18 protein-coding genes are annotated in these 19,388 nt (G+C 48.6%); 4 read left to right on the plus strand and 14 right to left on the minus strand.

From position 1 onward, the window contains the following. The first annotated feature begins 47 nt into the window (after nucleotides 1–47). Together ACR9FF_RS20595 and ACR9FF_RS20600 are read left to right on the plus strand one after the other, a co-directional pair. Nucleotides 48–1,124: a GntR family transcriptional regulator gene (locus ACR9FF_RS20595; protein ID WP_435164334.1), complete on the plus strand. Its 1,077-nt coding sequence runs from the start codon at nucleotides 48–50 to the stop codon at nucleotides 1,122–1,124. 156 nt (nucleotides 1,125–1,280) lie between these two features. Next, on the plus strand, nucleotides 1,281–1,814 hold the full coding sequence (locus ACR9FF_RS20600) for a hypothetical protein (protein ID WP_435164336.1): 534 nt from the start codon (nucleotides 1,281–1,283) through the stop codon (nucleotides 1,812–1,814). On the opposite strand, the gene ACR9FF_RS20605 is transcribed toward ACR9FF_RS20600, so the two are convergent. The 6 genes from ACR9FF_RS20605 to ACR9FF_RS20630 form a co-directional block, all read right to left on the minus strand. Continuing rightward, a complete protein-coding gene (locus ACR9FF_RS20605) occupies nucleotides 1,801–2,988 on the minus strand; it encodes a Ger(x)C family spore germination protein (RefSeq protein ID WP_435164338.1) in 1,188 nt (395 codons plus the stop codon). The two genes, ACR9FF_RS20600 and ACR9FF_RS20605, sit on opposite strands and share 14 nt — an antisense overlap. Next, nucleotides 2,975–4,099 (minus strand): GerAB/ArcD/ProY family transporter, encoded by a 1,125-nt coding sequence (locus tag ACR9FF_RS20610; RefSeq protein ID WP_435164340.1) that lies wholly within the window; start codon nucleotides 4,097–4,099, stop codon nucleotides 2,975–2,977. The genes ACR9FF_RS20605 and ACR9FF_RS20610 overlap by 14 nt, the downstream gene beginning before the upstream one ends. A 15-nt stretch (nucleotides 4,100–4,114) precedes the next feature. Continuing rightward, nucleotides 4,115–5,725 carry a spore germination protein gene (locus tag ACR9FF_RS20615; protein WP_435164342.1) on the minus strand — a complete coding sequence of 537 codons (1,611 nt, stop codon included), beginning with the start codon at nucleotides 5,723–5,725 and terminating at the stop codon, nucleotides 4,115–4,117. Nucleotides 5,726–5,923: 198 nt separating this feature from the next. Then, nucleotides 5,924–6,616 carry an L-ribulose-5-phosphate 4-epimerase gene (gene araD, locus ACR9FF_RS20620; RefSeq protein ID WP_127490761.1) on the minus strand — a complete coding sequence of 231 codons (693 nt, stop codon included), beginning with the start codon at nucleotides 6,614–6,616 and terminating at the stop codon, nucleotides 5,924–5,926. 97 nt (nucleotides 6,617–6,713) lie between these two features. Continuing rightward, on the minus strand, nucleotides 6,714–7,811 hold the full coding sequence (locus ACR9FF_RS20625) for a GntR family transcriptional regulator (protein WP_127490628.1): 1,098 nt from the start codon (nucleotides 7,809–7,811) through the stop codon (nucleotides 6,714–6,716). A 126-nt stretch (nucleotides 7,812–7,937) separates the two neighbouring features. After that, nucleotides 7,938–9,536, minus strand: a complete 1,599-nt coding sequence (locus ACR9FF_RS20630; RefSeq protein ID WP_435164344.1) for a xylulokinase — start codon at nucleotides 9,534–9,536, stop codon at nucleotides 7,938–7,940. A gap of 264 nt (nucleotides 9,537–9,800) precedes the next feature. On the opposite strand from ACR9FF_RS20630, the gene ACR9FF_RS20635 reads away from it, so the two are divergent. Together ACR9FF_RS20635 and ACR9FF_RS20640 are read left to right on the plus strand one after the other, a co-directional pair. After that, complete coding sequence (locus ACR9FF_RS20635; RefSeq protein ID WP_127490630.1) at nucleotides 9,801–10,733, plus strand: cation diffusion facilitator family transporter; 933 nt, start codon at nucleotides 9,801–9,803, stop codon at nucleotides 10,731–10,733. A gap of 109 nt (nucleotides 10,734–10,842) precedes the next feature. Next, nucleotides 10,843–11,559 carry a DUF421 domain-containing protein gene (locus tag ACR9FF_RS20640; RefSeq protein WP_127490631.1) on the plus strand — a complete coding sequence of 239 codons (717 nt, stop codon included), beginning with the start codon at nucleotides 10,843–10,845 and terminating at the stop codon, nucleotides 11,557–11,559. A 47-nt stretch (nucleotides 11,560–11,606) separates the two neighbouring features. Here ACR9FF_RS20640 and ACR9FF_RS20645 read toward each other — a convergent pair whose 3' ends face one another. The 8 genes from ACR9FF_RS20645 to ACR9FF_RS20680 form a co-directional block, all read right to left on the minus strand. Continuing rightward, nucleotides 11,607–12,206 (minus strand): hypothetical protein, encoded by a 600-nt coding sequence (locus tag ACR9FF_RS20645; RefSeq protein WP_435164347.1) that lies wholly within the window; start codon nucleotides 12,204–12,206, stop codon nucleotides 11,607–11,609. Between the two features lie 168 nt (nucleotides 12,207–12,374). After that, a complete protein-coding gene (locus tag ACR9FF_RS20650; protein ID WP_201002103.1) occupies nucleotides 12,375–12,944 on the minus strand; it encodes an SF0329 family protein in 570 nt (189 codons plus the stop codon). 132 nt (nucleotides 12,945–13,076) lie between these two features. After that, nucleotides 13,077–14,399: an ABC transporter substrate-binding protein gene (locus tag ACR9FF_RS20655; protein WP_127490634.1), complete on the minus strand. Its 1,323-nt coding sequence runs from the start codon at nucleotides 14,397–14,399 to the stop codon at nucleotides 13,077–13,079. Nucleotides 14,400–14,447: 48 nt separating this feature from the next. After that, on the minus strand, nucleotides 14,448–15,284 hold the full coding sequence (locus ACR9FF_RS20660; RefSeq protein WP_201002108.1) for a carbohydrate ABC transporter permease: 837 nt from the start codon (nucleotides 15,282–15,284) through the stop codon (nucleotides 14,448–14,450). Next, nucleotides 15,281–16,237, minus strand: coding sequence for a carbohydrate ABC transporter permease (locus tag ACR9FF_RS20665; protein WP_127490636.1), 957 nt, complete (start codon nucleotides 16,235–16,237; stop codon nucleotides 15,281–15,283). The genes ACR9FF_RS20660 and ACR9FF_RS20665 overlap by 4 nt, the downstream gene beginning before the upstream one ends. 186 nt (nucleotides 16,238–16,423) lie before the next feature. Next, on the minus strand, nucleotides 16,424–17,416 hold the full coding sequence (locus ACR9FF_RS20670; RefSeq protein ID WP_127490637.1) for a mannonate dehydratase: 993 nt from the start codon (nucleotides 17,414–17,416) through the stop codon (nucleotides 16,424–16,426). Nucleotides 17,417–17,475: 59 nt separating this feature from the next. After that, nucleotides 17,476–18,624 (minus strand): helix-turn-helix domain-containing protein, encoded by a 1,149-nt coding sequence (locus ACR9FF_RS20675; RefSeq protein WP_435164351.1) that lies wholly within the window; start codon nucleotides 18,622–18,624, stop codon nucleotides 17,476–17,478. A 52-nt stretch (nucleotides 18,625–18,676) separates the two neighbouring features. Then, complete coding sequence (locus ACR9FF_RS20680) at nucleotides 18,677–19,330, minus strand: GntR family transcriptional regulator (protein ID WP_317980150.1); 654 nt, start codon at nucleotides 19,328–19,330, stop codon at nucleotides 18,677–18,679. Between the last annotated feature and the right edge of the window lie 58 nt (nucleotides 19,331–19,388).

Consider the following 19,388-nt stretch of genomic DNA (forward strand, 5'->3'; position numbering starts at 1 on the left):
TAAGTTAGGTTATAATCAAAGAAATGTTGTTATGAGGTGACTCAATAATGAGTGAAAAAGAGCCAGGACTACCGAAGTACCAAATCGTGAAGGATTACGTGTTGGCGCAAATCGAGAATCAGGAAATTTCCAAGGATGACCGCATCCCAAGCGAATCGGAATTTTCCAAGATGTTAAATGTAAGCTCCATTACGGTTAGAAAGGCGCTATCCGAGCTCGTGAACGAAGGAGTGATTTACCGCGTTCGGGGAAAAGGAAGCTTTGTGGCCGCCGGCCAAACCGCCGTAGCCGAGAAGGCTTCCAATCTCGTTGCCTTTGTTATCTCCGGCGTTGAAATGTACGACAGCTCCTATATGCAGATTATGAAGGGCATTCAATCCTTCCTCGGCAAGCATGACTGCAAATTGATCATTGAATTCGTGGAAAACGATTTCGAACAGGAACGCGAGCTTATTTTACGGTTAATCCTATCCGATATCAGGGGGCTTCTTATTTACTCCTCGGATCCGGTTGCGGCGAAAAGCTATCTGAATGACATTCGGAAGAAATCGATTCCATTCGTTATGCTTGACCGCTCCCCGGCAGGTTATCCGGTTAACGTCGTGACTTGCAACAATCACGACGGCGCCTATGAAGCCGTTGAATATTTAATCCGGAACGGTCATAAGCAGATCGGATTTGCCGCTTACGATTTCCACCTCAGTCCGGAGGTAGACCGTTACAACGGCTATAATAACGCAATGACTAACGCTTCCCTGCCCATTAACAAGAAGCTTCTCTATCTGGAGAAGGAACTGGATTACGATACGCTCGCGAGGCAAATTCACGAGGGAGAGATAACCGCCCTCTTTTGCACGAATGACAAACGCGCCCTTGAAGTACTCGAGCAGCTGACCAGCCGGGGAATCCGGATTCCGGATCAAATTTCGCTAATGGGCTTTGACGATTTCGAAAGCTCCAAGTTCGCCAAGGTCGCTCTAAGTACGGTGAAGCAGTATTTTGACGTGCTGGGTTACGAAAGCGCCAAGCTGCTGCTTGAAATCAGCGAAGGAAATTCCTATGGGAACAAAAAGGTCATGCTGCCTACCAGTCTGATTATCCGGGATACCGTTAGACCGGTCTAACAAAGCAAAAAAAGACTGTTCTCCGATTTGGGAGCAGTCTTTTTTATCGGCAATCAAGCAGACGTGATAAGGTTTAAAAAAAGAACGATCGGTAAATGCTGATCGAATACCTTTAGAATCCCCTTACCCCGTACTATATTCATAGGAGATGCACGCATGGATTTAAGCAATAATCTGCTGGTCAAAAAAGCTTATGCGAGTCCCCAATTAAGACAATACCTCTTAAATAAGGGAACCATGTTCCTTTATTGCGATTACGCGGGCTTCGCCGCGCATAACGCTTACGGCGCTGCTTGCTGTACCGTTTTTAACCGGAGGATCCGTTTATCCGCCAAGAAGCTGCCGATTTCCAAGGATTACGGTTCGAACTATGGCGAGGTATTGGCGATTATTTTCAGCCTGGATACCCTGACTGCCGCTTATGCAGAGCTGGAGCATCCACCTAAAATCGCCGTCGTTTACACCGACTGTATCCGCATCTCTCATTTGCTTGCACAGCCAACCCGCCCGCAATCCCGAAACGCATCCGCAAGAAACGAGCTGACAGCCGCCTTGGACAGGTTTAATCGCAAATTTCCGGACATTAACCTTCAGATTAAATACATAAGCAAGCATAAGAAAAACAATCACCTGCATCGGCTAGCCCACAACGCCGCGCGGGAGGCGGCGCTGTCGTCTATTTTGTCGTAGAACCAAAATCCGTTATTTGCAGGTCGATATCCAAATTGATTTTCGAAGCGCTAAACGCTTCATCCCAGTTGGACTTGACCTCTTTCCATAATCCCGGCTTCTGAATCCTCACAGCTTGGCAGAACTTGGCTACATCTACCTTATAACGGTTCTGCATGGCGCTCAGCAGATGTTCGATCATGCTCGTCAGCTTGCTCTTGAACAACTTCTCTATCTCTTTCTGGTAGGACCTCAAGGCTGGGTTCCCCTGCATATCCCAATCCTCGCTGATTCTGCCCTTGGTTTCAACATGGACTTGGAAGGTAAGCTGATTGTCTTGATCCGACTCTACCCGGATGCGGGTTTTCATGGCTTTCATCTCGTAAGTGATGGGATTACCTTGCTCGTCGTAGGTTTTGATTGTTCCGCTATCCCCTTGGTTGGTCAGCCAGTCGATGCATTCCACGTCTTCCTGCGTCAAATTCCCGATCCAGCGTCCGGTATCCCCTTTGATAATGCCGGCTCCGGAGAATTCGATATGTTTTTTGGCCTGAATAATATTCTGAAGGATAAAGCTTTGCTTGGAATGCATCATGGCATCCAGATCCGTCAGCAGCACGGCGTCCATAATCTTGCTAGTCCGGAACTGGTTCTGTACCACATCATTAATATAGAAGGAAGGCACCTCATCGGGCGTTTTTATGGTTAAAGCCTCCAATGCTTTACCCGAGCTCAGAAAGATTTTTACGCTGGGCCGAATATCGTTATCCCGTAGCATAAAGTTGGTCACCTGCTTAATATTTCTTTGTTGCAGCAGCTGCGAGGATATTACGATTATTTTCAAGTGATGGCCAATAATCGGCTTATTCAACCGCAAGGAGAACTGGCGAAAAATCTCGAGAATGGAATCGCCCGTTCCCGTAATATTCGTATAGGGCGAAGTCTTGCCCTTCACTTCATCCTTGGACCCCGTCTTGAGCGGGACAATTTGAACGGTCGCTGTTATTTTATTTTGCTTGGAATAGCTCCCGCCCTCTTGCTCAAATGTCTTTTCTTCCGGGCTTTCCTCGCCCGTATCCAACGCCATGCCCGCGTAAACCGCAAGATCTTCAATCTCATTGCTGCTCCAGCAGCCGGATTGTGTAATCAGGATGGCAGCGGCAAGCAGCTGTGCCAGAAACTTAAGACTTCTCATGCTGAGGACCGCCTTTGGATCTTATAAGAGCAACAAGCGTAAGAGTGACGGGAAACAATATAAACAGTAAGATGCTAAAGTATCCGATGTCGTCTCCAAGTATGAACACCTCGTTAATATTTTTCGGAACCATGGTCGCAAGAAAGATAACGGGTACAAGCGCAAAAATAACCGACTTGTAAGGAAGGTTAAACAATTGCGACACTCCCAGGGAAGAATGATAAAAGAAGCTGCTGTAGTTGCAGAACATCTGCATCAGCCATATGACCATTAGCGGGAACTCGAAACGTTCGAACAGAAATCCCGTAACCTCGAAGCTCCGGATCAGATCTATCGTTGGCCATGTACTCGTTACCGCCGAATCTACGGACAAACCGCCGATAACCATGATGATGGTAATAAAATAAATGCCGGCAGGAATCGAGATGCCGACCAGCATAGCTTTCAGAGCCTGTTTTGGTTGTTCCAATTTAGCCACAAGCGTCATAACAACCTCGCAGCCCGAATAAACCAGAACGGTTGATTTCAGCCCCTGGATGACCGGAAAGATCCCATTACCCAGAACCGGTCTCAGATTATCGAGATGAAACAGTCTTAAACTTAGCAAATACGAGACAATCAAGATAAACAAGCTGATGGGAAAGATAATCTGACCAACCCGCGCAATCGCATTAATGCCTCCGCGAACCAAATAAGCTCCCACCCAAATAAACGGAATCGTGATCGCCCATATCGGCGTGCCTTCCAGAAGGTAGAACATCGTCACCTCCGACATCGCGCGGATCTCGAAGCCTGCAATTGCGATGTAATACAGGACTAATAACAGGCACCATAAAATGCCGGGATAACGGCCAATCACGATTTGCGTGTATTGATAGACGGTCTTGCCCGGAAAGCGCAGGCTTAATTTGACCATCAGTACGACAACGAGCATAACGACCAGACCGCCCAAAAGCACGGAGAGCCAGCTGTCCGGCGTTTTCACCGTCTCGCTTACGCTTCTTGGCAGGGTCAGGATGCCCGCTCCCAGCATCGTATTATTTAATACCAGCGCCGCTTGCGAGGATGTGATTTTGTCGTCCTGGGCAAGAAATGATTTTGAAGCAGACATCGTTTTCCCTCGATTCTATCTGCGTTTGTTTTGCATCGTTTTCATGAGCTTTGGTCTTCTTTTCATCATGAAGATTGGCACGCGCACAAAGAAATCCTTCCAGTCACTCCAGCGGAATGGCGTTAGCGGGGTAAGATAAGGGACGCCAAAGCTTTTTAATTTGGACAGATGGCAACAGATCAGCAAGAAGAACAAGATGGTTCCGAACATGCCCAAAATCGAAGCAAACAGCATAGCCACGAACCGGAGAAGCCGAAGCGTAATCCCGGCGCTGTACATGGGGATCGAAAAGGATGAAATCGCCGTGACCGCAACTACGATAACAAGAAAAGGACTAACGATGCCCGCCTTCACAGCCGCCTCTCCAATAACAAGACCGCCAACGATGCCCATTGCGGGCCCAATCGGCTTAGGCAGCCGAATCCCCGCCTCTCTCAATATTTCAATGGCAATTTCCAGAATCAGAACCTCGATCAAGGCCGGAAACGGAACGCCCTGCCGCGTCTCAATAATCGTTAAAGCAAGCTCCGTCGGGATTAAACCCGGATGAAACGAAATAAAGGAAATATACAAGGATGGCGCCATTAGTGCGATAAAGGCCGCCAGAAAGCGGAGAATACGCAATAAGGAACCGGGCATCCAGCGTTCGAAATAATCCTCCGGAGACTGCAGGAGCATGCTGAAGGTGACAGGCACGATAAGCGCAAACGGCGTTCCGTCCAGCAAAATCGCGATTCTGCCTTCGAGAAGCGCCGCGATCACCCGGTCGGGACGCTCCGTGTTTTGCGTTTGCTGGAAAGGGCTTAAATAATTATCCTCGATCATTTGTTCGATATAACCGGACTCAGCGGCGAAATCGAGCTTTATTTTCTCAATCCGGCCGGTAACCTCCCGGAGTAAATCCGGGTTAACGATTTGGTCCAAATAAAGGATAGCCAGTTCCTTCTGAATCGTGTGGCCAACCATAAAGCTTCGGACTTGCAGGTTTTCCGTGACTCCCTGCTTCCTCAGCATGGCGGTATTGACGTTTATATCTTCCGTAAAGCCAATACGCGATCCGCGCAGCAGAGATTCGGATACCGGCTCCGTTATATCGCGGGCAGGTCCGCTAGGCGGATTAATCAGGAAGCCTTCATCGCGACCGTCAATCATGAGCGCCAAATAGCCGAATAAAACGGCTTTCGTAAGCTCCTCCATCGTGGAGATCGTATGCGCCGCATTCGTCGGCAATCGCTCAATAATCGGGAGAGGATGATCGGGCTCCGTATCCCGCAGCATCCTCATAATCTCCATCTTTAGCAATTGATCCTCCTGCATGCCCTTAACAAATATAAGAGCTGCACGGACCTTGGCGTCTCCCATCGTCAATTCGCGGATCACAACGTCGCTGTTTATCCCAATCGCGTTCCTGATTTCGTCTATATTGGCATCGTAACTTGCGGAAATGGGATGAGTCGGCTTTTCGTCCGAAGAAGAGCCAGCCTCGCCTGAAGAGACCAGCTTATCATCCGCTAAAGAGGTCAGCGCCTTATAAATCCGGTATATCAATAGGGGAACGACAAGAGTAATTAGCGCCTGGAAAAACACACTCCATCCCGGAATATGGGATTTAATAGAGGATAACATCCTTAATCATTCCTTTGATTACTCTAACTCATTCTTTCGGGAACGCAGACTAGGGCCAATGGCAATGTAAGAATAATATTCCTAATTTGGCTTCAAATATACAAGGCTAGGCTTGGTGTGGCCTCATGAACGATGGATGCAAAAAAAGACAATTCCCTTCTGTAACCAGAAGAAAATTGTCTTGGGCTCTCATCTTCGTTATTTGGTCTGGCCGTAATAAGCATTAGCCCCGTGCTTCCGGAGAAAATGCTTGTCGAGCAAAGCCTGATCCATCGGCTGAATGTCTGGATTAAGATTATAAGTATGAAGGGCCATCTTCGCGACTTCTTCCACCACTACCGCATTATGAACGGCTTCATGCGGATCTTTGCCCCAGTTAAACGGCGCATGGCTGTTCACAAGCACGCTTGGAATCATCATGGGATCTTTATCCTTAAACGTTTCGACAATCACATTCCCGGTCTCGAGCTCATAAGCGCTTTCGATCTCCTCGCGCGTCATGGCGCGGGTAACCGGAATTTCGCCGTAGAAGTAATCGGCATGCGTGGTTCCCAGCGCGGGAATCCCCCTGCCGGCCTGCGCCCAGCTTGTTGCCCAAGGAGAATGCGTATGCACGATTCCGCCAACCTGCGGAAATGCTTTATATAAGACGAGATGGGTTGGAGTATCCGAGGATGGCTTAAGCTCGCCCTCCACCTTATTCCCCTCAAGATCAACAACAACGAGATCCTCGAGCTTCAGCTTATCGTAAGGCACGCCGCTAGGCTTGATGACCACAAGGCCGCTTTCCCGATCGATACCGCTCACATTCCCCCAGGTAAATGTAACAAGACCATACTTGGGCAAATCCAAGTTGGCTTCCAATACCTCTTGCTTTAACCGCTCCAGCATGCTGCTCATCCTTTCGTCGATCCTCATTTTCATTGTCATTATACACTTGTACGTACATGTTTTCTACATTTATTTTAGCTTAACGTACGACTTGTCATTACATCCTGCGGGTAGATTCTCTAATAATCAGACTTGGCTTGTAGGTTTTGGATTCCGGAATCATGGCGCCGCCGCTCTCGATCAGCTCGAACAACAGCCTTGCCGCATCCTCACCCATTTCCGCCTTCGGATGAACAAGCGTTGTCAGCTTCACTTCGGATGCCGTCGCAAGCGGGGAGTCGTCAAATCCAACAATGGATACATCCTGCGGTACGGATAACCCGGCTTGGCGGATAACCTCAAGCAGCTGCAGAGCCAGCTCGTCATTGTAGCAGACAAATGCCGTTGGCCGTTCCTCTTCGGGAAGGTCCAGAAGTCTTGCCGCTTCCGCAATCGGCTTCTCCGCTTTCTCCTCCGTCCGGTAAGCCACCACAAATTCCGGCTGAAGCAGGCAGCCTTCCTGCTGATGCGCGCGCATGAAGCCTTTCAGGCGCAGCACGCCCTGCTGGTCATCCGTCTTGAAAAATCCGACAATCCGGCGATGCCCCAGCTCGAGCAAATGCTGCGCAGCCGTACTGCCGCCTTCTTCATCGTCAATAACAAGAGAAGGACAGCTGATTTCCGGATATCTGGCGTTTATCATCACGTAAGGAATTCTCCGGTTATTAAGCGCGAGAAAATAAGCGAGATTCGGGTTCCCTTCCGCGCTTTTGGTTGGTTCGATGATCAAGCCGCTAAGCGGCTGGCTGGTTAACATCGACAGGCTTTCCCGCTCCCTGCCCTTATCGTTGTCCGTGCTGGAGAGCAGCAGCCGGTAGCCTTTGGCGCGAATCGCCGCTTCCGTCCCCCGGACGATATGCGGGAAAATATAATCCGAAATATAAGTCGTTATGAGACCTATCGTCTGAGTTTCCACGCGGCTCTCGCTTTCCCGCGCATCCGCTACGAAGGTCCCCTTTCCCTGCAGGCGGTACAGCCTGCCTTCCTTCTCAAGCTCCCCAAGCGTTTGGCGGACCGTTTGCCTGCTTAGTCCGAACTGTTCGGATATTTCGTTCTCCGACGGCATCTGCTCATTGGGCTGCAGCTTCCCCGTATCCAGCCATACCAATATTTCTTTCTTGAGCTGAATGTATTTCGGCAATGATTTTTCTTTCATGAACTTGCCCCTTTGCTAGCTTGTCTGTACGATTCTGCGATATGAGTATAGATTAACAAATCGGAGCCAGGAAATACTACTCCCGGCTCCAATCGTTCTTTCTATCCGCATGCTCCAGATAACGGCTTATTTCAAATTTTCAACCGCGGCTCTTTCAATGGAAAGTCCCGTCTTATACCGTTTCATAAAGACTTCAAAGCCTTCCACATCCCTCGGATCAGGGGAAACCTGCGAGCCGGCTTTGCCTGCGAATACGTTCTTATTCAAGAAGTCTTCCAGCGTCTCGTTCTCTGCTTTGTTCATCATATATGAAGCAAGCAGGGCAATCCCCCATGCTCCGCCTTCGCCGGCCGTCTCCATGACGGAGACCGGCACGTTCAGGGCGCCTGCCATAATTTTCTGCCCTACGCCTTCGGTCTTGAACAAGCCGCCATGACCAAGGATCTGGTCAAGCTTGACTTCTTCTTGCTTGAGAAGAATATCCATGCCGATCTTAAGCGCTCCAAGTGCCGTAAACAGATGAACGCGCATGAAATTCGCCAGATTGAAGTTGCTCTCCGAGGAACGGACAAACAATGGACGGCCTTCTTCGAAATGCGTCATGTGCTCGCCCGAGAGGTAACCGTAAGCCAGCAGTCCGCCGCCGTCCGGATCGCCTTGCAGTGCCAGATTGTAAAGCGTACCGTACAGCTTGTTGGCGTCAACATTCAGGCCCATAACCTTGGCAAATTCGTCAAACAAGCCCACCCATGCATTCAGATCGGACGAACAGTTATTGGAGTGAGCCATGGCAACCAGATTGCCGGTAGGCGTCGTAACGAGGTCGATTTCATCATAGGCCTTGGACAGCTCCTTCTCCAGAACGACCATCGCAAATACCGAAGTTCCCGCGGACACGTTGCCCGTGCGCTTCGCGATACTGTTCGTTGCAACCATGCCGGTTCCGGCGTCCCCTTCTGCCGGACAGAACGGAATTCCAGCCTGAAGCTCTCCTGTCGCGTCCAGAAGCTTCGCGCCTTCTTCAGTCAGCACCCCTGCGTGCTCGCCCGCAACCAATACTTGAGGCAATATATCCTCAAGCTTCCAAGGAAGCTCTTTTGCCGCAATCCGCTCATTAAACTGATTAATCATAACCTCGCTAAAGCTTCCCGTATGAATATCAATCGGGAATACGCCGGAAGCTTCGCCTACGCCGAGATTTTTCTGTCCGGTCAATTTCCAATGAATGTAACCCGCCAGCGTCGTCAGGAAATGAATATCGGAAATATGCGCTTCCTGATTCAGAATGGCTTGATACAGATGGGCAATGCTCCAGCGCTGGGGAATATGGAAATCAAACAATTCGCTCAGCTCAGCCGAAGCCTGCTCCGTTATATTGTTTCTCCATGTACGGAAAGGAACAAGCTGATTGCCGGCCTGATCAAACACCATGTAGCCATGCATCATCCCGCTAAAGCCGATAGCGCCAATGGTCTGCAAAGCCGTGCCATACCGCTCCTTCACATCGTCCGCCATCTTCCGATAGCTGTCTTGAACGCCCTTCCAAATATCCTCCAGGCTGTACGTCCAAATATTATGGAGGTAGCTGTTCTCCCAGTCATGGCTGCCCGATGCAATCGGCGTATTGTCTTCTCCAATGAGAACTGCTTTAATCCGGGTTGAACCCAGCTCGATTCCAAGTACCGTTTTGCCGTTCTTAATAGCCTCTCTCACATCAAGACTCATGTTTGTTCCTCCGTTATGATTAATGAATTTGTATGAATTCCAGTACAACTAACTTGTCTGTAGACAGTATAACATCATTGCAACTTGTATGTACATGTGAAAGTTGAGAAGGTTTTTGTGAAAATAGAGAAGGAATTTGTGAGAATGAGAATTCCTTCCGTTATCCATATAATGTTCATTTGAACGTTTGGCTATGGAGGGCATATACTTAAGCTACATTACTTATTTATAATAATTCTAATCTAGGGCGAAGGAGTGAATGAGATGAACAAAGGGGATTATCATCATCTTCCGCATGTAAAAGAGCAGTCCACATCCAAAAAGACGCTGTGGCTCACCTTGACGTTAACCTCAATCTTTACCGCAATTGAAATAATCGGCGGCTTATTGTCCGGCTCGCTTGCTTTGCTCTCCGATTCGGCGCATATGGTATCCGATGTGCTCGCGCTTAGCTTAAGCATGTTCGCCATCTATATGGCATCACGGCAGCCTACCAGCAAATACACCTTCGGGTTCGTGCGTTTCGAGATTATGGCCTCCTTCTTGAATGGCCTTGCGCTAGTGGCTATAGCCGTGTTCATCTGGTACGAAGGCGTTCAGCGGCTAATCCATCCTGAGCCGGTAAATATGGGGCTCATGCTTGGCATTGCGGTGATCGGATTAGTCGTGAATGTCGTACTCACCTTGCTGCTTCACCGAAGCACGAAAGAAGAAGAAAACCTGAATGTCAAAAGCGCGTTATGGCATTTCATAGGCGATACGCTCAGCTCGGCGGGAGTAATCGTATCCGCCATTCTGATGAAAGCCACTGGCATTCTTATATTCGATCCTCTTATAAGCATGGTGATCGGCGGCATTATCGCGATCGGCGGCGCAAAAATTATCCGGGAGTCTTACGTTATTCTAATGGAGGCTGTGCCGGAGCAATTTGATCTGGAGGCGATACGCCGGGATTTGAGCAGCATAGCAGGAGTATTGGACGTGCATGATATGCATCTGTGGGCAATATCGACGGACCATTATTCCTTAACCGCCCATGTCCTTGCGCATTCGGATACCCAGCCGTATTGCATTACGCTTGCCTTGAACGAATTATTGAAGGAGAAATACGGCATCGTCCACTCGACCATCCAGATCGAGCATGCCGCCATTCATCATCATGGCGAATACGGACGACAGTTTTTGACTTTAACCTAACGAAACTACAAACCTTGAGATCAGCATATAGGCTGGTCTTTTTTTGTGTCTGAATAAATAAAAGCGCTTGAAGAAAAATTAATTTAAATACAATTTTTGGAGGAGCTAAATGTCTGAATACTATGTCATTTTTATAAGGAGTATCTCTTCCTTTATCCTCCTTTTAATCATCACAAGATTGATTGGCAAACAAACATTATCAAACATGAATAGCCATGATTTCGTAACCGCGATTATCCTAGGCGCCATAGCGGCGAACATTGCGTTTAACGAGAAAATCGTTCTATCCCATCTTGTCATTTCACTAGGTGTGTTTACTGTCACTTCGTGGCTGCTTAGTCTTTTATCTTTAAAAGGAAGAAATGTGGAGAGATGGTTATTTGGAAAACCATCCGTCGTCGTAGATGGAGGAGTATTACTTCAGGAAAACATGAAGAAAAACAAATTAACACTGGATTCCTTAAACGAGATGCTCCGGGAGAAGGAGATTTTCGACATTGCCGAAGTTGAGTATGCCTTACTTGAAAACAGCGGCAAACTCTCCGTTCTGAGAAAGAAAGAATATCGGCATCTTAATTTACATTTACTAAATGTTGAAAAAGCATATCCGCCAAAACCAATAAACGTTCCTGTGGAACTCATAAAAGAAGGCAAGTTTATTTACGAACATTTGCATGAAGCAAATATTAAGACTGAAATGATCGAAAAGGCTGTGCAAAAGAAAGGACATGTTCTTACCGATGTGTTTTACGCTGTAAGAGGTACGGATGGGAAAATGTATTTTGATTTTTATCAAGACCAATTAGATCGTCCAAAAGATATGTAAATCCAGGAACTCACAGCGTAACTGCCCGCCGTGAGTTCACTGAAAGATTATGCCGCCCTATTCTCGGTCGACTGGGCCGCCCTTCGTTCAATCAACCAGACCAATCCCCAGAACACGATTGTGCTGAGTATCGCGATAATCGCCGAACCGCCTGCATGAATAATAGCCACAACGGCAAACGCGGTTGCCAGCAAGAAATGAATTTTTCGCAAATGCTTGTTCTTGACGCGTCGGATTAGAAAACCGTAGATCCCTAACGAAAGCAGCAGCGCAAATCCTGCGATACCTGTATAAGTGTCGTCTTTTATTCTCGATTGCGTCAAAAAATAGATGCCATGCGCAGCAATTAAGACGATTACGGCGTATCCGGCAAGTCGATGCGCTTGGTCAAATAGCTTGACCAGCTTCTTCACAAGAGGAGACGGCGATTTGCGCTTGCGCTTCAATCGCAGCCACGCGTAACTAATGGCGGCGCACCAGACAGCGATCGTTCCCATGGTCTTGAATAGGTCTTCGCTGCCTCTTTCTCCAGGGTTTATTCCGGGAGGGCCCTGATGGATCGTGCCAAAAAATGCGTAGAAGATCAAGGCAAGACTTGCCAGCGCTACAACTACGGCGGGTACAAATACGCTACGACCATGTTTCATGTGCATTCCCCTTCTCTCTTCAACTTTTGATTCAGTATAGAAGGCAGGTATTAAAAAGATCTTAAAAATTTATTATTCACTTATTATTTCTGATTCCATAAAAAAAACCGTTTACCGCAGGAGACGGTAATCGGTTACTGGTTAAACCATTGTTATGCCTTCATGTACTCACATCGCGCTAAGCCGTAATTCATAAAAATACTGAACGACGGGATGCTTTAACTTGATTGTGTCGCTCATGTTTTGAAGCCGTTTTTTCCCGACCCTTCTGTCAATCAACGCAAGGATATTCAATAAGATATCCTTGCTCTCCATGCTCTCTTCAATGGAAAGAGATAAAAATTTATTGGCTATAACCACAAAATTCGATTTGCTTAGGGATGTCTGCGCCGTCAAAAGCTCCTTTGCTAGCTCACCGATTTTCCTGCCTCTTGCCATAACCTTTAGACGATCCTCCGGAACAAGCCCTTTGGTATCCGCTCTGACGGCTTCAATCTCATCCTTGCTGATCGGAATTTGAAGCAACGGGTCATTCTTGATTTCCTGCTCGGTCTGATACCATCTGATCAATGTAGTTGCATCATTCATATTAAATACGTTCTTCTTATCTACGGCTATATAACAAAGCCCTGCTTTATCGGGTAAATAACGGTAGCTGGTTGACCGGTATTCGACCCTCCCCGATAACGCCGGACTAAGAAAGCTCTCCAGTTGCTGCTTCATTTTGCTCCAGGACATGTAAACCTCCAAAATTTCAATACTTCTTGTCTATCATACAGGAATATGCACCTCAATCCCACTAATGTTAACGAAAAGGCGGCAAACCCGGATAGGTTAGCCGCCCTTTCGTTAACTCGTATTCGAAAAAAATTATTTCGCGGCTTGCTTCTCTGCGATCGCGTTGCCCGACTTGGAAATCTCGTTATAGGCATCTTCAATCGATTTCTGGCCGTACATAACGGCATCCATCGTTTTCTTGTAGTTGTCTACCCATTCCGTCCACCCTGCGGCAGCCGGGGAGAACGGCATGGCTTTATCAATCGACGTATCGTATAATTTCTTGCCCAGCTTCTCCTTCGGTTGCAAGGTAGGCTCAAGCGCTGCATAGATTTCGTCGTAGATCGGAATGCCGAAGTTCGTGCCATACGTTTTGCCGGCTTCCTGATCCGTCACGAACCATTTGATGAAAGCCTTCGCCGCATCCTTATGCTTGGCGTCGGTGCTTACGCTTAGGAAGATAGTCGGCTGCGCCCATCCGCCGCCTTCCGGCCCTACCGGAAGATTGACGACGTCTATTTTTCCCGGCATTAACTGCTCAAGCGCTCCTACCGAACCAACCGTTGCGCCCCGCGTCATCACTTTGCCGCTTGCCATCGGGTCCGCTTGCGGATCGTTTTCCTTAAATGCGCTGACCATGTCCGCAGGAGGAACGATTTTCTTTTCGCGGAATTCCGCATGGATGCCATAGAATTTCATAAACAGGTCTTTGTCCAGATTAAACTTCTTGCCGTCCTCTTGAATAATCCGGCCTTTGCCGTATGACATTTGATAATACTGGTAGAAATCCCACGTATCCGTGTCGCTGATCGGATAGACGCCATCCGGAAGCTTGGCGCGGGCATTTCTCGCAAAGTCGAAATATTCGTCCCACGTCCAGTCTTTCTTCGGCAGTTCGATGCCGGCAGCCTCGAGCGCTTCCTTGTTAAACGCCATGCCTTGCGCATTGCGGCTGATCGGGATGCCGTAAAGCTTGCCGCCGATTTTCAAGTTTTCGAGCGTTTTATCGTCGATGACGCCTGTGAGATCGATATCCGATAAATCCTCCAGCGTGCCTCTAGTCGCGTATTCTTGAATGTATGCCCCGTCCATATGAAGGACATCCGGCAGCGAATGGGAAGCGGCCAATGTCGGAAGCTTTTTCCAATAATCGTCCCATGCCATGTATTCGGGCGAGAAGGTAACCGACGGATTTAATTTCGTATAGACCTCCTGCGTCTTCAACATCGCCTGATGCCTGATATCCGCGCCTTGCCACATGATTTTGAGCTTCACCGGAGCATTGGAGGCGCCATTGCCGCCAGCGTTCGAAGCATTCGCCTCCCCGTTGTTCGCGCCGCCGTTCCCGCAAGCCGACAAGCCCAGTGTGGCGGCAAGCATGAATAAAGTGAATCCTTTGTATACGCTTCGCTTCATCTTTTTTTCCCCTTTACCTTGTAATTTTAAGCGGGATCCGCCATGCCGTTATCCCTTTAAGCCCGTCGTTGCAATCCCCTCGACGAACTGCTTCTGCGCGAAGAAAAACAAAATGACGGACGGCATAACCGAAAGCAGCGACATCGCAAGCAGCCTGCCCCATTGGATCTCGAACTGATCCACGTACATGCGCAGCGCGAGACCAACCGTAAACTTGCCAACCGAATTCAAGTACAGCATTTGCGCGAAGAAATCGTCCCAGCTCCATATAAACGTAAAGATCGCCACGGTCACCAAGGCAGGCTTAATCAGCGGTAAAACAATCCGATAGAAAATACCGTAGACGGAAGCACCGTCGATCTTGGCGGCTTCGTCCAGCTCCCGCGGAATCCCTCGGATGAATTGCACGAGCAAAAAGATAAAGAAGGCGCCGCCGCCGAAGAAATGAGGAAGAACTAAAGGTATGTAACTGTCCATGAGCTGAAGTTTATTGTAGAGAATGTACTGCGGCACAATCGTCACTTGTCCCGGCAGCATCATCGTAAGCAATAGGATCGAGAATAACGCACCGCGAAACTTAAAGTTCAGACGGGCAAAGCCGTAAGCGACGATCGCGCTTGTAAGAACGCCTCCCAGCACGTTCCAGAACTCCATAAGCAGCGTATTTCCGAAGAAACGTCCAAACGTAAATTCAGGGGAGAATTGCCAGCCCTTGGTGTAATTTTCCCATATCGGCGCTCTGGGCCAGATAGATGGCGAGCTCATCTCGGCCGTGGTTTTGAGCGAAGCGCCCACCCACCAGATAACCGGGTAAAGCATCAGGAGAGAGAACGCAATCAGCAGCAGATGGCTGGCAACCTTATGATTCTTAAGCGCTTTGTTCACTTTTGCTTCCCTCCGTCCGTCTCATAAAATACCCAGTAGCGCGATACCAGGAAGTTAATGGCGGTCATCAGCGCCACGATTACGAGCAGAATCCAGGCAAGCGCCGAGGCATATCCCATTTGATAATGCTTAAACGCCTTCTCGTAGAGAAACAGCGCGTACATATACGTCGAATTGATCGGGCCGCCCTGCGTAACGATAAACGCGGAGGTGAACATTTGGAAGGAACCGATAATGCCAAGCACCAAGTTGAAAAACATGACCGGCGACAGCATCGGAAGCGTGATGTGGAAAAACTTTCTCAGCTTCGATGCGCCGTCAACCGACGCCGATTCGTAAAGCTCGCCCGGAATCTGCTTCAGCCCGGCCAGGAAGATAACCATCGTAGAGCCGAATTGCCATGTATTCAGCAGAATCAGAGTCCCAAGCGAGGTATGCGGATTCGTTATCCACCCGACGCCTTGAATGCCGAACCAGGAAAGCACATGATTGAAATAACCGTTCAGATTAAACATGTTGCGCCACAGCGCCGCTACGGCAATACTCCCGCCAATGAGAGAAGGGAAATAGATGGCCGTCCGGTACAGATTCATGCCCTTCACATTTTTATTCAGCATCATCGCGACCATTAAGGAAAAGAAAAGCTTCAGCGGGACGGAAAACAACACGAAGATAAAGGTGACTTTCAGCGATGTCTTGAAATCGTTATCGTTAGTGAAAATGTTGGCGTAGTTATCCGTACCGGTCCAGGTCGGAGCCTCGAGCAGCGAATACTCCGTAAAGGACAAATAAAAAGACTGGATGATTGGCCATGCGGTAAGCAATAAAAAGCCTATTAACCAAGGTGAAATGAAAATGTAGCCTGCCAGATTGTTATCGTTGGTTCCTTTGAGCTTCTTCGTCAAGCGCAGCTTTGTTGCCGTTGCCGGCTTATTCATAGCTTCAGCCTTCATTTCATGTTCATCCCCCCTCACAGCATCTATAAGGCTCATTCTATTGAAATCGCTTACATGTGTACATGCGATAGATTTATGAATTGGTTTGTTTTTTTACACTCTTAAGCGACCTTAAAAAGCTCTTTCGAACACAAAAAAGCTATGCAGCCGCAGCTTGCATAGCTTCTTCCCTATCAAACCTGCTTATCCGTTCAGGTTCCCCGCAAGCGCCCTTCGTTCCGCCGTGGCAGCCTCCATCAACCCTTTAATATACCCTACGCCATACAGTCGTCCAAGCGTTTCGTAGCCGGGGTTCGCATTGTCCTCCCCTTCCATTGTCGGAACATGGTCCGGTCTTGCCGGTCCGTCGAATCCAACCTCGTAATACACTTTCATCGCTTCGTACATATCGGTCTTGCCGTCATCGTGGAACGTCTCCTGGAATTTGTCCGGCGTGCCCACGACGTCGCGGAAATGCACAAAAAATAACTTGTTCCGATTCGCAAAATGGCGGATGACATCCGGGATATGCTCGCCAGCGGTCGCAAGCGTGCCTTGGCATAACGTAATTCCGCTGTATTCGCTTGGTACGAGATCAATGGCGCGCTGCAAAGCCTCGCTATTCCGGAGAATGCGCGATACGCCGCGAATCGGGCTTATAGGCGGATCGTCGGGATGCAAAGCCAGCTTGACCTTCGCCTTCTCGGCAATCGGCACAATTCTCTCCAAGTAATATCGCAGGTTGTTCCATAATTGATCCTCCGTTACGATCCCCGCTTCCGTAAGCGGGGCGCTTTGCATCAAGGAATGATCGTAGCTCGACACAAGCGCTCCGCCGCGCGTACGCGTCGTTGTCGACGTGCGGAACCAATTGAACTGTGCCATGAAATTGTAGCATAAGACCGGGATGCCAAGAGCGCCCATATTCGATATGAGCTGGCCCATCCATTCAATTTCTTCGTCTCGTCCCGGCAAGCCAAGCTTAATCTTATTGGTTGGCGGTGCCGATTCAATAACAAGCAGCTGGATTCCGTGATTCTCGTAACGCTGCTTCATGTGCAGCAGGTTCATATAATCCCAAGGCTTCATGCCGTTATCTTCCTTCGGCAGCGGGCCAACGGCGTAATCGACGCCCATCTGCTTCGCCAGATGCCATAGCTGGTTCGGATGGGAAGTGAAAAACTCGGCTAGTTTCATAACCTTGTACACTCCTTCATTTTCGTAAATAACCCCCAATGAAATGATGGATAGGCTGGTTAATTTGCATCTCGGAATTCGCTTGGCGACAAACCTACCTTCTTTTTGAAAATTTGACTGAAATAACGAGAGTCCTGGTAGCCGACACGCTCGGCGACTTCATAGTTTCGCAGATGAGTCTGCTTGAGCAGTTTTTTGGCATGGGTTATTCGGATGCGGGTCAGATGCTCGATAAACGTGACTCCCATTTTCGATTTGAATAGAAAGCTTAAATAGGCGGGAGTAATAAATACTTTATCGGCGACGTAATGCAGGGATGCCTTATCATATTCCTCCTCCATCAATGTAACCGCTTTCTTAATTAGGTTGCGATTTAGGCTGTCGGCGCTGCAAGGCGTTCCTCCCATTCCTTTTATCGCCTGGCAAACGGCATCCGTCATTTCTTCCAGCGTATTCAGCTGCATAAGCGCCGTCATGTCGGGCGTGTTGCATAAATGGGACTGTCCAAGCTCGTATTTGACCCGAAGCTGCAGGCTGACCAGCAGCTGAAGCGTCGCGTCAACGACTTTCTTGACCGGCAGAGGACCGGTGCGAGTGAGCTGCCGGTAGAAGTTCTCTACCGCTTGCCGGGTTAATGATTGTTCGGTAATGGAATCGTTAGTCAAGAGACGCAGAAGCTCGTCTTCCTTATCCCGGGGATATTCAGCGTCCGTTGCATACTCGGGAATACTGCTGTAGTAAATGGGCTGCGAATGGTTTTGATAGAATCGGTGTTTCATGGCGAAGAGGGCTTGTTCGTATCCATGATGCAGACTTGATAATTGCGAAGTAGGATTGCTGATGCCTAGCGAGATCAATTGAGGGTTAAAGCTATGCTCTTGCTTGCAGATGCTGCCGTATAACTTCATGATGGATTCGCGGTCGTCCCAGGAGAATAGAACTCCGACATTTCCCTTGTCATCTGGCAAAATTGCGGTGTTGTCCGGTCCATGGCGCTTGATGACCGCGTAGAGTTCATCCACGGCGTATCTTCGGGACCATAAATCCGCCTCCGGGAGGCTAACGCCAAACAGGGCTAGAGCCGGATAAGAGTAATAAGCATGAAGCCCGCACTCTTCCAGCCTCCTCTTCATTTCTCCGGCTTCAAAGCTGCCGCCGGGAAGCAGGTCGTTTAGCGTCACAGCTCGATCCATAACCCCTTGCTTCATAATCGGCACTCCTCTCTTGAGAAAGGATGAATAAAAGAATGCGGCTGAAGGGCTACTCTCCGATATAGTTTTTATAGAAATCGAGTCCCCTTATCAGCTTCGTTTCCGTCTGATCAACGTCGCCCGATTTAATGAGATCCAGAATTTCGGTATGGGAGTCAGAAAGCGTATGGCCGGGATGATCCTTGTTCGTTACCGTAATGAAACGCATAACTTTCGTTTTGATGCTGTTCCAAATGTCGTAGAGAAGAGCATTGCCACTCCTCAAATAAAAATAACCGTGAAAGAGCATATCCAGCTCGACCAGCCGGTAAGGATCTTCCTTGTCGATCGCATCCCGCATGCCGGCAATAACGCTTTCCAGGTAAGCGATATCCTTCTCATCCAGCACCTTCATCGCTCTGCGAAGCGCCTCGCCCTCAACCATTTGCCGGAGCTCGTAAATGTCCCGTATCTCCTGGGCCGTAATTTCGGAAACGGCCGAGCCTTTATTCATTTTGCCGACAATGAGACCTTCCTGCTTCAGCCTCTCGAGCGCCTCCCTGACAGGAGCTTGGCTGACGTTGAATTGTTTGGCGATATCCAAAACGATCATGCGGTGTCCGGGCAGCAGTTCACCTTTCATAATTTTTTTCTTTAAGGCGATATAGACATGCTCGCTAAGAGAGATTGGACTTTGCTCTGAACTGGCTGTTTCGATGGACACGGGCTCTCACCACCTTGGGATTTGGTACGGATTATCGATAATCGATAATTCGATGCTA

It is taken from the genome of Paenibacillus glycanilyticus (assembly GCF_051200795.1).
Lineage (GTDB): Bacteria > Bacillota > Bacilli > Paenibacillales > Paenibacillaceae > Pristimantibacillus > Pristimantibacillus glycanilyticus.

What these genes read in the sequence shown, in the direction of transcription:
- ACR9FF_RS20595 (WP_435164334.1), top strand. Translation starts at nt 48, where the DNA reads ATGAGTGAAAAAGAGCCAGGACTACCGAAGTACCAAATCGTGAAGGAT.
- ACR9FF_RS20600 (WP_435164336.1), top strand. Translation starts at nt 1,281, where the DNA reads ATGGATTTAAGCAATAATCTGCTGGTCAAAAAAGCTTATGCGAGTCCC.
- ACR9FF_RS20605 (WP_435164338.1), bottom strand. Translation starts at nt 2,988, where the DNA reads ATGAGAAGTCTTAAGTTTCTGGCACAGCTGCTTGCCGCTGCCATCCTG.
- ACR9FF_RS20610 (WP_435164340.1), bottom strand. Translation starts at nt 4,099, where the DNA reads ATGTCTGCTTCAAAATCATTTCTTGCCCAGGACGACAAAATCACATCC.
- ACR9FF_RS20615 (WP_435164342.1), bottom strand. Translation starts at nt 5,725, where the DNA reads ATGTTATCCTCTATTAAATCCCATATTCCGGGATGGAGTGTGTTTTTC.
- araD (WP_127490761.1), bottom strand. Translation starts at nt 6,616, where the DNA reads ATGCTGGAGCGGTTAAAGCAAGAGGTATTGGAAGCCAACTTGGATTTG.
- ACR9FF_RS20625 (WP_127490628.1), bottom strand. Translation starts at nt 7,811, where the DNA reads ATGAAAGAAAAATCATTGCCGAAATACATTCAGCTCAAGAAAGAAATA.
- ACR9FF_RS20630 (WP_435164344.1), bottom strand. Translation starts at nt 9,536, where the DNA reads ATGAGTCTTGATGTGAGAGAGGCTATTAAGAACGGCAAAACGGTACTT.
- ACR9FF_RS20635 (WP_127490630.1), top strand. Translation starts at nt 9,801, where the DNA reads ATGAACAAAGGGGATTATCATCATCTTCCGCATGTAAAAGAGCAGTCC.
- ACR9FF_RS20640 (WP_127490631.1), top strand. Translation starts at nt 10,843, where the DNA reads ATGTCTGAATACTATGTCATTTTTATAAGGAGTATCTCTTCCTTTATC.
- ACR9FF_RS20645 (WP_435164347.1), bottom strand. Translation starts at nt 12,206, where the DNA reads ATGAAACATGGTCGTAGCGTATTTGTACCCGCCGTAGTTGTAGCGCTG.
- ACR9FF_RS20650 (WP_201002103.1), bottom strand. Translation starts at nt 12,944, where the DNA reads ATGTCCTGGAGCAAAATGAAGCAGCAACTGGAGAGCTTTCTTAGTCCG.
- ACR9FF_RS20655 (WP_127490634.1), bottom strand. Translation starts at nt 14,399, where the DNA reads ATGAAGCGAAGCGTATACAAAGGATTCACTTTATTCATGCTTGCCGCC.
- ACR9FF_RS20665 (WP_127490636.1), bottom strand. Translation starts at nt 16,237, where the DNA reads ATGAAGGCTGAAGCTATGAATAAGCCGGCAACGGCAACAAAGCTGCGC.
- ACR9FF_RS20670 (WP_127490637.1), bottom strand. Translation starts at nt 17,416, where the DNA reads ATGAAACTAGCCGAGTTTTTCACTTCCCATCCGAACCAGCTATGGCAT.
- ACR9FF_RS20675 (WP_435164351.1), bottom strand. Translation starts at nt 18,624, where the DNA reads ATGAAGCAAGGGGTTATGGATCGAGCTGTGACGCTAAACGACCTGCTT.